This is a genomic window from Thermus thalpophilus, from assembly GCF_022760915.1.
Classification (GTDB): Bacteria; Deinococcota; Deinococci; order Deinococcales; family Thermaceae; genus Thermus; species Thermus thalpophilus.
Genome location: NZ_JAKTNS010000048.1, coordinates 1 through 12,197, shown reverse-complemented (window position 1 = coordinate 12,197; position 12,197 = coordinate 1). Strand labels below are relative to the sequence as shown.

12 protein-coding genes and 1 pseudogene are annotated in these 12,197 nt (G+C 66.9%); 12 read left to right on the top strand and 1 reads right to left on the bottom strand.

The features are described 5' to 3' along the window. Positions 1-513: 513 nt before the first annotated feature. From L0D17_RS12065 to L0D17_RS12010, 12 genes are read left to right on the top strand one after another with little or no spacing between them, the layout of a single operon-like run. Positions 514-1,254 (top strand): DeoR/GlpR family DNA-binding transcription regulator, encoded by a 741-nt coding sequence (locus L0D17_RS12065; RefSeq protein ID WP_243095539.1) that lies wholly within the window; start codon positions 514-516, stop codon positions 1,252-1,254. Next, complete coding sequence (locus tag L0D17_RS12060; RefSeq protein WP_243095538.1) at positions 1,241-2,041, top strand: BtpA/SgcQ family protein; 801 nt, start codon at positions 1,241-1,243, stop codon at positions 2,039-2,041. Before L0D17_RS12065 ends, L0D17_RS12060 begins: the two co-directional genes overlap by 14 nt. After that, on the top strand, positions 2,041-3,510 hold the full coding sequence (locus L0D17_RS12055) for an FGGY-family carbohydrate kinase (RefSeq protein WP_243095537.1): 1,470 nt from the start codon (positions 2,041-2,043) through the stop codon (positions 3,508-3,510). Before L0D17_RS12060 ends, L0D17_RS12055 begins: the two co-directional genes overlap by 1 nt. Next, complete coding sequence (locus L0D17_RS12050; RefSeq protein ID WP_243095536.1) at positions 3,503-4,273, top strand: SDR family NAD(P)-dependent oxidoreductase; 771 nt, start codon at positions 3,503-3,505, stop codon at positions 4,271-4,273. The genes L0D17_RS12055 and L0D17_RS12050 overlap by 8 nt, the downstream gene beginning before the upstream one ends. Further along, entirely contained in the window at positions 4,257-5,072 is an 816-nt protein-coding gene (locus tag L0D17_RS12045) for a carbohydrate ABC transporter permease (RefSeq protein ID WP_243095535.1), read from the top strand. The genes L0D17_RS12050 and L0D17_RS12045 overlap by 17 nt, the downstream gene beginning before the upstream one ends. Before the next feature lie 14 nt (positions 5,073-5,086). Then, on the top strand, positions 5,087-6,349 hold the full coding sequence (locus L0D17_RS12040) for an extracellular solute-binding protein (RefSeq protein WP_243095534.1): 1,263 nt from the start codon (positions 5,087-5,089) through the stop codon (positions 6,347-6,349). Positions 6,350-6,354: 5 nt separating this feature from the next. Next, the gene (locus L0D17_RS12035; protein WP_243095533.1) at positions 6,355-7,194 is read left to right on the top strand and encodes a carbohydrate ABC transporter permease; all 840 of its coding nucleotides are present in this window, start codon (positions 6,355-6,357) and stop codon (positions 7,192-7,194) included. A gap of 18 nt (positions 7,195-7,212) precedes the next feature. Continuing rightward, on the top strand, positions 7,213-8,229 hold the full coding sequence (locus L0D17_RS12030) for an ABC transporter ATP-binding protein (protein WP_243095532.1): 1,017 nt from the start codon (positions 7,213-7,215) through the stop codon (positions 8,227-8,229). Next, positions 8,226-9,035, top strand: a complete 810-nt coding sequence (locus L0D17_RS12025) for a sugar phosphate isomerase/epimerase family protein (RefSeq protein WP_243095531.1) — start codon at positions 8,226-8,228, stop codon at positions 9,033-9,035. Before L0D17_RS12030 ends, L0D17_RS12025 begins: the two co-directional genes overlap by 4 nt. After that, complete coding sequence (locus L0D17_RS12020) at positions 9,035-10,144, top strand: extracellular solute-binding protein (protein WP_243095530.1); 1,110 nt, start codon at positions 9,035-9,037, stop codon at positions 10,142-10,144. The genes L0D17_RS12025 and L0D17_RS12020 overlap by 1 nt, the downstream gene beginning before the upstream one ends. Before the next feature lie 16 nt (positions 10,145-10,160). After that, entirely contained in the window at positions 10,161-10,967 is an 807-nt protein-coding gene (locus L0D17_RS12015) for an ABC transporter permease (RefSeq protein WP_243095529.1), read from the top strand. Then, positions 10,964-11,731 (top strand): ABC transporter permease subunit, encoded by a 768-nt coding sequence (locus L0D17_RS12010; RefSeq protein WP_243095528.1) that lies wholly within the window; start codon positions 10,964-10,966, stop codon positions 11,729-11,731. Before L0D17_RS12015 ends, L0D17_RS12010 begins: the two co-directional genes overlap by 4 nt. Positions 11,732-11,791: 60 nt before the next feature. On the opposite strand, the pseudogene L0D17_RS12005 reads toward L0D17_RS12010, so the two are convergent. Continuing rightward, a pseudogene (locus L0D17_RS12005) lies at positions 11,792-12,197 on the bottom strand (transposase); the annotation flags it as partial.

Genomic DNA, 12,197 nt, shown 5'->3' with positions numbered 1-12,197 from the left:
AGGCGCGGAAGTCCCTTGGGGTTATGCCCTATGGAGGTTTTGACGTGTACATAGCCGTGGGCCAAAAACTCCAGGAACGCCCGCAGCCCCCCCAAGCGGTACTTGGTCCTCCCTCCGGTGGCTCAGGCCGGTGGTGTCCATGGGGTAAATGGGGGGTCGGGATCCTGGTGTGAGAGGTGGGCCGCCAATTCCCGGGCCAGGCGCTGGAGGGGGTCCATCAGGAGGCTTCGCTCCAAGGGGTGGGGGGCGTAGCGGGCCAGGGACGGGTGGGAGGGGAAGGGGTCTTCCCTCTCTTGCGGGAAGGCCTCGGTTTGGCGGTAAGTGAGCTCGTGGAAGGCGCGGAAGAGGAGCCGGGCGAGGCGGTGGGTGAGGAACCTCTTTGGGGCTCGGTTCTCGCCGCGGAAGGCTGCGCTTGCCCGTGGCGCTAGGATGCATACTGCAGGCGAAGTTTGCAGGGCAAGCCCGCTTGTTCTTGACAAATACGCACGCATTCGCTTAAAATTGCGCACAAAGATGTCATTGGCCAGCTTACGACGGCAGAGCCTGCTCACCTTGCTACGGCGGTACGGGGGATTGAGCACCAAGGACCTCGCCCGACACCTAGGAGTTTCGGAGGCCACGGTGCGCCGTGACTTGGCCGCTTTGGCCCGTCAAGGCCTCCTCTTAAGGGAGCACGGTGGCGCTATGGTGCCCGAGGGGGAACCCCCGTATGCGCTCAAGTTGGGCAGGAACCGGGAGGCTAAAGAGGCCATCGCCCGGCGGGCCAGCGCCCTCGTCCCCGATGGGGCCACCGTCATTCTGGACTCCGGTACCACCACCCTGGCGCTGGCTCGCCTCCTTGCCGGCAGGCCCTTAAGGGTCGTGGCCCTGGATGTTCCTGTGGCCCAGACCCTGGCCCAAGGGGAAACGGAGGTTCTCCTGGTAGGGGGGAGGGTACGGAACGGCTTCTACAGCTTGGTGGGTTCGTGGGCGGAGGAGTTGCTGGAGCGGGTGCGGGCTGATCTCTTCTTTATCGGAGCGGACGCCTTTGATACCGAGGGCGTGACCAACCATACCTTTGAGGAAGCAGCGGTGAAGCGGAAGGCCATGGCGGTGAGCCACAAAACCATCCTGCTGGCGGACGGGAGCAAGTGGGGCAAGCGGGCTTCGGCCTTCGTGACCTTCCTTGCCGCCTTAGATCGGGTGGTCACGGACCTAAAGGATCCCGCCCTCGAGGCCCTGGTGGAGGTGGAGGTGGTGAGTGGAGCGGTTTGAAGCCCTCTTTGGCAGGAAGCCGGTGATCGCCATGGTGCACCTTAAGGCCCTCCCGGGCACGCCGCTTTACGACGGGGACCTCGAGGGCATCGTGGAGGCGGCGCGGCGGGACCTCCTGGCCCTCCAGGAGGCGGGGGTGGATGCGGTGATGTTCGGCAACGAGAACGACCGCCCCTACGAGCTCCGGGTGGACCCCGCCAGCACCGCCACCATGGCCTACGTGATCGGCCGCCTTCGGGAAGCGATCCGCCTGCCCTTTGGGGTGGACGTCCTCTGGGATCCCATGGCCACCATGGCCCTGGCCGCCGCCACGGGTGCCCGGTTCGCCCGGGAGATCTTCACAGGGGCCTACGGGTCGGATATGGGAATCTGGGAGGGCCGGGCGGCGGAGGCCCTGCGATACCGGAAACGTCTCCAGAGGCAGGACCTCTTTCTCCTCTACAACGTTTCCGCCGAGTTCGCTTCCCCCTTGGACGGTCGTAGCCTCCCCGAGCGGGCCAAGAGCGCCGTCTTCTCCAGCTTGGCCGATGCCATCCTGGTTTCCGGGCCCATGACGGGGGAGGGGGTGAGCCTGGACCACCTGCGGGCGGTGAAGGCGGCCCTGCCCCAGGTTCCCGTGCTGGCCAACACGGGGGTGCGGCACGAAACGGTGGCGGAGATCCTAGAGGTGGCGGACGGCGTCATCGTGGGCACGGCCCTCAAGCGGGACGGGGTTACCTGGAACGAGGTGGACCCCGAGCGGGCTAGGAGCTTCATGGAAATCGTGCGCAAGTGGAGGGGGCGGTGATGGTCCTGGGCGTGGATGTGGGGACCACGGCCGTGAAGGCCCTCCTGCTGGGGGCGGGGGGAGAGGTTCTTGGACAGGGGGAGCACCCCCACAGCCTGCGAAGCCCGGCCCCTGGATACGCCGAGGAGGATCCCGAGGACTGGTGGCGCGGGTTTCTCGCCGCCACCGCCCAGGCCCTGGCTGGCAGGGACCCCCGCGGCCTCCGCGCCCTGGGGGTTTCGGGCATGGTCCCCGCCCTGGTGCTCCACGACGAAGGGGGCAGGCCCCTCCGCCCCTCCTTGCAGCAGAACGACGCCCGGGCGGTGCACGAGATCCGCGAGCTTAAGGAGCGCTTTGGGGACGCCTGGCTCTTTTCCCGGACGGGGGCCACCTGGAACCAGCAGGTGCTGGGGCCCAAGCTCCTTTGGCTCCGACGCCACGAGCCGGAGGTGCTTTCGGCCACCCGTTGGATCGCCGGCTCCTACGAGCACATTACCTTCCGGCTCACGGGCGTCCGCTACCAGGAGGCCAACTGGGCCCTGGAGTCCGGGCTCTGGGAACCAGGGGGAGCCTGGCTTGGGGAGGTCCTGGACTACCTGGGCCTCTCCCCAAACCTTTTTGGGCCGGTGCGCCGGCCTTGGGAGGTGGTGGGCGGGGTCACCGAGGGGGCGGGGGAGGCCACGGGGCTTGCCGAGGGCCTCCCCGTCATAGCCGGGAGCGCCGACCACATCGCCGCCGCCTTGGCGTCAGGCCTCGTGGGAAAGGGCGAGGCCGTGGTGAAGCTGGGCGGGGCGGGGGATTTCCTGTACGCCGTGGACCGTTTTGCGCCGGTGCCCGAGCTCTTCATAGACTTCCACGACATCCCCGGGCTCCACGTGATCAACGGGTGCATGGCCACCACGGGAAGCCTCCTCAAGTGGTTCCGGGAGTCCTTCCGCCCTGGGGTTTCCTTCGCCGCCTTGGACGCGGAGGCGGAGGCGGTGCCCCCGGGGGCGGGGGGCGTGCTGGCGCTTCCCTACTTCCTCGGGGAGAAGACGCCCATCCACGACCCCGAGGCCCGGGGCACGGTGGTGGGCCTGACCCTCTTCCACACCCCCGCCCACCTCTGGCGGGCCCTGTTGGAGGGGGTGGCCTACGCCTTCCGGCACCACGTGGAGGTCCTCGAGGCGCGCGGCCACCGGGTGGAGCGCCTCTTCGTCATGGACGGAGGGGCGCGGAGCCGCCTCTGGCGCAGGATCCTGGCCTCGGTTCTGGAAAGGCCCCTGGAACGCCTGGTGGGTGGGGAGCGGGGTAGCGCCTACGGCACGGCTTTCCTGGCGGGGGTGGCGGCGGGGCTATGGGGCTTCGGCGACCTGCGGCGGGAGGTGGCGGAGGTGACGCCGCCCGAGCCTGCCTGGATCCCCGTCTACCGGGAGGGCTACGCCCGCTACCGGGAGCTCTACGAGCGGCTCAAGGACTTCTATCCGAAGCTTTGGAGGTTGTATGCCTAACGCCCTGGTCACGGGAGCAGGCAGCGGCATTGGACGCGCCATCGCCGAAAGGCTTGTCAAGGATGGGTTTAAGGTCTGGATCACTGACCGGGAGGAGGCCTGGGCCAAGGCAGTGGGGGAGGCTTTGGGCATGCCCTACCTGAGGCTGGACGTCACCTCCCGGGTAGAGTTAGAGGCGGCCCGGGAGCGCGTGTATGGGGAGGATGGCCGGCTGGACGTCCTTGTGGCCAACGCCGGGGTTTCCACCATGAACCGATTCCTAGACCTTACGGAGGAGGAGTGGGACTACAACATGAACGTGAACGCCAAGGGCACCTTCCTCACCCTCCAGACCTTCGCCCGGGCCATGGTGGCCCAGGACTTCATGCCGGGGCGGGAGCTTAGGGGCAAGATCATCGCCACCGCTTCCATGGCCGCCCGCCAGGCGGCCCCCCTCCTGGCCCACTACTCCGCCAGCAAGTTCGCCGTCTTGGGGCTGGTGCAGGCTGCCGCCAAGGAACTCGCCCCCCACCGGGTCACGGTGAACGCCGTGAACCCGGGCTTCGTGCGCACGCCCATGCAGGAGCGTGAGGTGGCTTGGGAGGCGAGGCTCAGGGGCATAACCCCGGAGGAGGTGCTTCGGGACTACCTCCGGCAGACCCCCCTGGGCCGCTTGCAAACCCCCGAGGATGTGGCCAAGGCGGTGAGCTTCCTGGCGGGCCCCGATTCGGACTTCCTCACCGGCGAAGCCCTGGAGGTGAACGGCGGTGCCTGGATCTTCTAAGGCTCTGAAAACCTTGGGCCACGCCCTCCTATGGGTTTTCAGCCTGGCCTTCCTCCTCCCCCTCCTCTGGACCCTCCGGAGCGCCCTGCTCCCCGAGGGGCTCGCCTATGCCCTCCCTCCGGCCTTCGGGCCCTGGACGTTGGAGAACTTCCTCAGGGTCCTGGAAGGCCCTTTCGGCAAGGCCTTCCGCAATAGCCTCCTCGTGGCCTCCCTCGTGGTCCTCGTGGGCCTTCCCCTCGCCGCCGGCTTGGGCTTTGCCCTGGCCCGCCACCGCCTGGGGGGGGAGGGCCTCCGCTTCGGCGTCCTGGCTACCCAGATGCTCCCCCCCATCGTGCTGGCCCTGCCCCTTTTCGCCCTCTTCCGCACCCTGGGGCTTTCCGGGACGATTTGGGCCTTGCTCCTGGCCTACCTGGCCTTTGCCCTCCCCTTCATGACCTGGCTTCTCTTGGGCTTCTTCCAGGGCTTGCCCCGGGAGCTGGAGGAGGCGGCCTATGTGGATGGGGCTACCCCCCTTCAGGCCTTCTTCCGCGTGGTCCTGCCCCTCTCCGCCCCCGGTCTCTTCGCCGCCGGGGTCTTGGGCTTCCTGCTTTCCTGGAACGAGTTCCTCTTCGCCCTCCTCCTCTCGGGGCGGGAAACCCAGACCATCCCGGTGGCCCTTTCCACCCTGGTGACGCAGCGGGGTGTCCTCTTCGCGCAGGTGGCGGCCGGGGTGGTGCTTTCCGTCCTTCCCGTTGCCCTTCTCGCCCGCACGGTGGACCGCTACCTCGTGGCGGGCCTCACCTTGGGGGCGGTGAAGTGAAGGAGGTGATGGCCATGAAGCGTTGGTTGGTCATGGGGCTGACGGCCTTGGGCCTCTCCCTGGCCCAGGGGGTGGTCTTGAGGGCCCTCATGGAGGACGTGCCGGAAACGCGGATCATCGAGGCCCTCCTCCCCGAGTTTGAGCGGGCCACGGGGATCCGGGTGGAGTTCGAAAAGGTGCAGTACAGCGCCATGCACGACAAGCTGGTGGCCCAGCTCCTGGCCCCGGAAAGCGCCTATGACTTCCTGGAGGTGGACTTCCTCTGGGCGGGGGAGTTCCCGGCGGCGGGGTGGCTCGAGCCCCTGGAACCCTACGTGAAGGCCTCGGGTTTTGACCTCTCCGTCTACTACCCCTCCATGCTGGACCTGGTGGGCTACTACCGGGGCACCCTCTACATGATCCCCATGTACAACTACGCCATGGGGCTCATCTACCGCAAGGACCTCCTGAACAGGCAGGACCTGCGGGACCGCTTCCGGAGGGAGTTTAACAGGGCCTTGGCCCTCCCCAAGACCCTCCAGGAGTACGTGGACCTTTCCCTCTTCATGGCGCGAAACGCCGGGGTGGCGGGGGCGGCCATGCAGGGGCAGCGGGGTGACCCCAACTTCATGGAGTTCTCCAACTACCTCTTCGCTGGGGGCGGGGACTACGTGGACAAGAACTGGCGGGTCACCCTGAACAGCCCCCAGGGGGAGAGGGCCCTGACCCTCTACGTGCGCAACATCCGCCAGGGGGCGCAGAAGGGGGCGCTGAACGCCAATCTGGACGATACGTTCCGCGTGATGTGCCAGGGCGGGGCCTTCAGCATGATCACCTACTGGTGGATGCTCCCGCAGCTGGACGACGCCAAGCAATGCCCCCAGGTGGCGGGCAAGGTGGCCCTGGTCCCCGTGCCGGGTGGGGCCGGGGTCAACGGGGGATGGGGCTGGGCCATTCCCAAGAACAGCCGGAACAAGGAGGCGGCCTGGAAGTTCATCAGCTGGGTGGAGTCCAAGGAAATCGTCAAGCGACGCGCCCTGGCCGGCCACGCGCCCACCCGCAAGGATGTGTTCCAAGACCCCGAGGTGCTCCGCAAGTACCCCTACTACAAGGAAGCGGAGCGGATCATCGCCGGGGCTAAAAGGGTGCCCATCTTTGCCTACACGGCAGAGATGGAGGACGTGGTGGGGCGGGAGATCAGCCTGGCCGCCGCCGGTCAGAAGGCGGTGAAGCCCGCCCTGCAGGACGCCGCCAAGGGGCTGGAGGGGCTTTTGCGCAAGGCGGGGCTTTTACGGTAGGCGCCATGGGGGAGCGGTGGACCGCTAGGCTCCTCGCCCTGCCAGGGCTTTTGGTCCTGGGGGCGGTGGTGGGTTTCCCGCTCCTCTACGCCCTATTGCTCTCCTTCACCGGGTACACCTTCCTCCGGCCCGACTTCGCCTTCCGGGGCCTCACCCGGTACCACGAGGCGCTAGGCGACCCCTATTTCCTCCACGCCCTGGGGCTTACCGCCCTGTATGTGGGCCTCACCGTGGGCCTCACCCTGGCCTTGGGGCTTCTCCTCGCCGTCCTCCTGCACCAGAACTTTCCCCTAAAGGGGTTCCATTACTTTGCCGTTAGCCTCCCGATGCTCATCGCCCCCGTGGGGGTTGGGCTCATCTGGAAGATGATCCTCCACCCCGAGCTGGGCATCCTGGCCTACCTCGTGGGAGGGGTGGACTTCTTCGGCGACGGGCGGTACGCCCTCGCCTCCCTGGCCCTGGTGGACGTTTGGCAGCAGGTTTCCTTCTCCGCCTTGGTCCTTCTGGCGGGGCTCCGGAGCCTCCCGCGGGAGCCCTTGGAGGCGGCCTACGTGGACGGGGCCACCCCATGGCAGGCCTTCCTCCGGGTGACCCTGCCCCTCCTGAGGCCCGTCCTCCTGGCCCTTCTGGTCCTCCAGACCCTGGTGGAGGCCCGCACCTACGACCTGGTCTACGTCCTCACCCGCGGGGGGCCCGGTTCGGCCACGGACCTGGTGAGCTACTATATTTACCGGAAAGCCTTTTTGGGCTTGGACCTTTCGGGGGCGAGCGCCATGGGCTACCTCCTCCTCTTCCTTTCCATGGCGCTGGTGGTGGCCTACTACCGCCTCTTGACACGGAGCTGACGGGGCAAGGGGAGAGTGGTGCCGGTGGTGGATCTCATTGGGGTGCGCAAGCGGTACGGTCGGGTGGTGGCGGTGGACGGGGTGAGCCTCTCCGTGCGGGAGGGGGAGTTCTTCACCCTCCTGGGCCCTTCGGGGTGCGGGAAGACCACCACCCTGCGCCTCGTGGCGGGCTTTGAGACCCCCGACCAGGGGGAGGTGCGCATCTCGGGGCAGGGCGTTAACCGCCTCCCGCCCGAGGGGCGCCCCATCGGCATGGTCTTCCAGAACTACGCCCTTTTCCCCAACATGACCGTCTTTGGTAACGTGGCCTTTCCCTTACGCCTTCGCCGCTTGCCTGAGCGGGTGGTGCGGCGGAAGGTGGGGGAGCTTCTAGAGATGGTCCACCTGCAGGGCCTCGAGGGGAGATACCCTCGGGAGCTTTCCGGGGGACAGCAGCAGCGGGTGGCCCTGGCCCGGGCCCTGGCCCGGGAACCCAAGGTCCTCCTCCTGGACGAACCCCTTTCCGCCTTGGACGCGAAGATCCGGGAGGAGCTCCGGGGGGAGCTGAAGCGGCTCCAGCGTGAAACGGGCTTGACCGCCCTGTACGTGACCCACGACCAGGAAGAGGCCCTGGCCCTATCCGACCGCATCGCCGTCATGCGGGAGGGGCGGGTGGAGCAACTGGGGACGCCCCGGGAGATCTACGAGGCACCCGCCAACGCCTTTGTGGCCCGCTTTGTGGGCACGGGGACCCTGGTCCCGGGAGAAGCGCGAGGGGGCCGCTTCCACCGCCACCGCCCTTGGCCGGTCCGGGTGGAGGGGGAGGGCCAGGGGTACCTGCTCCTGCGCCCCGAGCGGTTGCGCGTGCATCCCGAGGGTTTCCTGGAGGGGCGGTTGGTCCTGGCCACCTACCTGGGGAGCCTGGTGCGCCTGGAGGTGGAGGCGGAGGGGCTTGTGCTCAAGGTGGACCTGAACCCCGAGGAGGCGGCCAGGGTGGGGGAAACGGTTCGGCTAGCCCTCCCCGAGGCTGCCCCCTTTGTTAAGGAGGAAGCATGAAGCTGGGTTTTCGGCCTCCTAAGGACCCGGAGGGACTCTTGGCCTACGCCCGGGGCTTGGCAGGCCGCTACGCCTTCCTCGAGGTCCCGGGTTCGGCGGCGGAGGACCTGATGGGGGCGGCGCGGGAGGCCAGGGGCCTCGGGTATTCCCTCACCTTCCACGCCCGCTATCAGGACCTCTACCCCGGCTCCTTGGTCCCGGAGATCCGCCAGGCCTCCCTGCGCCTTTTAGAGGAGGACCTGGAGCGGGCGGCGCGGATGGAAGCCCTCTTGGTCAACGTTCATGCGGGCAACCTGCCATGGACGGATTACCCACCGCCCGGCCTTTCGGAAGCCCACGAGGCCCTTCGGGCCCAAGAGGCCCGGTTGCGAAGGGAGTACCTAGAGCGAGCCAGGGATGCCCTGGCTCACCTGGCGGAGCGGGCGTGGCACCTGGGGCTTCGGCTAGTCCTGGAGAACCTGCCTGCCCCCCAAGAGGTTCCCAGGACGCCTGAGGAGATGAGCTTTTTCCTCGAAGTGCCCCGCCTGGAGTTTTGCCTGGACCTGGGGCACGCCCGCATGGCGGGGCAGGTTCCGGAGGCGTTTCTCGCCCGCCTGGGCCATCGCCTCACCCACGTCCACGCCCACACCAACGACGGGCGCTACGACCTCCACCTGCCGCCTGGTCCCGAGGACCTCCGGCCCTTCGCCTCCTTGCCCTGCACCGTTTTGGTGGAGCTCCCTCCCCGGAACCCGGGGGAGTACGTGGATGTGCACGAAAGCTTGGCCGCAACGGGGATCCTCCCCGAGGCAAAAGGAGGTGGCTGATGAAGCGGTATGCGGTTTTGACGGCCCTTGGAGTGGCGGGACTCCTCCTGCTGGCCCTGAGCCTGCGGGGCTTTCCCGCTTTGGCGCAGGCGGGAACCCAGCTCCCACCGGAGCTGAACAACGCCTACATCCGCGAGCTGGCCCAGAAGGCCCGGGCGGAGGGCGGGGTCATCAACAGCTACGGCATGCCCAACGATTGGGCCAATTACGGCGGTATCTTCCGGGAGTTCGAACGGCTCTTTGGGATCCGCCAGCAAGACATCGACATGGGAAGCGCCGTTGTCCTGGCCCGCATGCGGGAGGAAAAGGCCAGCAAGAACGACATCGCCGACCTCAAGCCCGCCTTCGCCATGACCCTCGCCGAGGAGGGCCTGACGCTCCCCTATCGCGTGACCTCGTGGGAAGCCCTTCCCAAGGACCAGCGGGGGGAAGGTAAGGACGGCTCCGCCTGGTACACCGGCTACAAGGGTACCCTGGGTTGGATCGTGAACACCAGCTTGGTCAAGAGGGTGCCCAGGACCTGGAAGGAGCTGGAAAATCCGGAATACAAGGGGCTCATTCAGTACCAGGACCCGCGGGCCACCGGAACGGGGGTGGCTACCATCATGAGCGCCGCCTATGCCCTCACGGGTGACCCCTACAACTACAAGGCGGGGGTGGACTTCTTCGCCCGCCTCCATCGGCTTGGGGTCATCGGGGCGGTGGAGCCCAAGGTGACCACCGCCAAGTTTGAGCGGGGCGAGGTGGGCATCCTCATAAACTACGATTACAACCTCTTGGCCTGGAAGGAGCGCTTCCCGTTCCCCACGGAGGTGGTCATTCCCCAAGACGGGACCCTGGCCAACGGCGGGGGCATCGTGGCCGCCCGCAACGCCCCGCATCCCAACACGGCCAAGCTCTTCCTGGAGTTCATCTTCTCCAAGTACGGGCAGAGCCTCTTCGCCCAAGCCTTCGTGAGCCCCATCCGGCCCGACGTGGAGTTGCCCAAAGAGATCGCTGCGAAGTTCCCGCCCAAGAGCGCTTACGCCAAGGTGCGCTTTGTGGACTACAAGAAGGAAGAGGCGATTTCCGAGGCGCTCCAGAAGTACTACGGGGAGACCATCCGCTAGTCCGAGGGGGGCCCTGGTGCGCGGCGAGCGTTTCCTAATCCTTCCTGGCCTCCTCTTCCTGCTTCTCTTCTTCGGTTTCCCCCTCTATTCCATTCTGGAGCGGAGCCTCGCCGCGCCCGAGGGCCTCACCCTAACCCGCTACGCCCGGGCCCTCACCGCCCCCGCCTACCTCGAGGCCTGGCGGAACTCCTTGGTCTTCGCCCTCCTCTCCACCCTGGCCGCAGCGGCGGGCGGGCTCTTCGTGGCGTACTGGACCAGTGGACTACCCGCGCGGGCCAAAGGCCTTCTCATGAGCCTCTACGCCATACCGGTATCCCTTTCCGGCCTGGTGGTGGCCTTCGGCTTTATCGTCCTCCTGGGGCGGAATGGGGTGGTGAACCAGCTGCTCGCCGCGTTGGGGTTGCCGCGGTTTGACCTTTACTCCTGGCTGGGACTCTTTGTCGTCTTCCCCTTTTACAACATCCCCCTTTTTGCACTGGCCCTCATGCCCCTTTTAGAGACCGTGGGTCGAGGCCTCATGGAGGCCGCGCGAGCTTCCGGGGCCACGCCCCTCCAGGCCTGGGTTCGCGTGCTTCTACCCGCCCTCATGCCGGGCATTCTGGCGGGGGCGAGCATTGTCTTCGCTGGGATGATGGGGGCTTTTGGCACCGCCCTGGCCCTCACGGGATTTGCCAAGAACCTGCTTTCTCTACAGATCTACAGCCTGGTGGCGGAGAGTACCTTTGACCTACCCCAGGCTGCGGCCCTGGCGGTGGTCCTCATGGCCAGCACCGGGCTAGGCCTATACGCCTTAGCCCTCTGGGAAAGGAGGTTCCGGCGGTGAAGGCGCTGGGCTGGGTTCTGTTTGGCGCCTTTCTCCTCTACATGCTTCTCCCCATGCTGGCACCCGTAGCCTACTCCTTTAGCCGGCTATGGCTTGGAGTGCTACCCGAGGGCTTCACCCTAGAATGGTATGCCCGAATCCTGAGGGATCCCAGGTACCTGGAGGCGGCATTTCTCTCCCTCCGCGTGGCCCTCCTGGCGGTGGCCCTCAATGTGGTCGTGGGTGTGCCCATGGCCTACGTGGTACACCTTTGGCGGGGCAGGGTGGGGGAAGGTTTGGGGCGCCTCCTCCAGGTCCTGCCCCTTCTGGTTCCCCCCCTGGTGGTGGGCCTTGGCTTTCTTGTGGCTTTCAACCGCCCACCCTTCGCCCTCTCCGGCACCCTGGGAATCGTGGTGTTCGGGCACGCTGCCTTGGGCTTCCCCTTCTTTTACCGGACCGTGTATGCCGGGCTTACGGGCTTGGAAGTGCGGCTGCTGATGGAGGCGGCTAGATCCTGCGGGGCCGGCCTCTGGCCTCGCTTGCGCCACGTTCTTCTGCCGAACCTCTTGCCTGCGGTGCTTTCCGGGAGCCTGGTGGTGTTCGCCATCTCCATGGGGGAGTTTGAGGTGACCAGCATGGTGGCAGGTTTCGGCACGATTACCTTACCCCTGCTCCTCTTCCAAAGCCTAAGGGAAGACTTCCGGGCGGCGAGCGCCGTGGCCTCGTTCCTGCTCTATGCCACGCTTTTAGCCCTCGTAGGGCTTAGCTTGGTGCGTCGGCGGTGAACCTTTCCTGGGCCAGAGGCCTTCGTACAAGGGTGGGGAACAGGGGAGAGGTGTGGCGACTCAAAACTTGCACCACCCGCATACCCCGCATAAACCTGCATACCCCACCCCCTGCCCCCTCCACCTTGCCCCCCCAGGAGGACCCGGCGGCCTGAGCCCAAGCCGCCAGAGTTCCCGCCAGAGAACCCACGCCACCATCCGGAAAAGAGAACCCGCGCCGCCTCCCACCCAGCCTCCCGCGCCCAGCTTCACCCAGCGCGCCAGAGGATACGCCAGAAGCGACGGGACCAAGAACCGACGCGCCCCCAGCGCCGTCCGCTGCCCAAACCGCCCCAGGGAAAACTCCCCCTTCATGGCCTTGAAGAAGTGCTCCACCACAAACCGCCGCCTCCCCCACACCAGGTGGGTCCTGGGCGTGGCGGGAAAGGTGGCCACCACGTACCGCCACACCCATCCACCCTCGGGA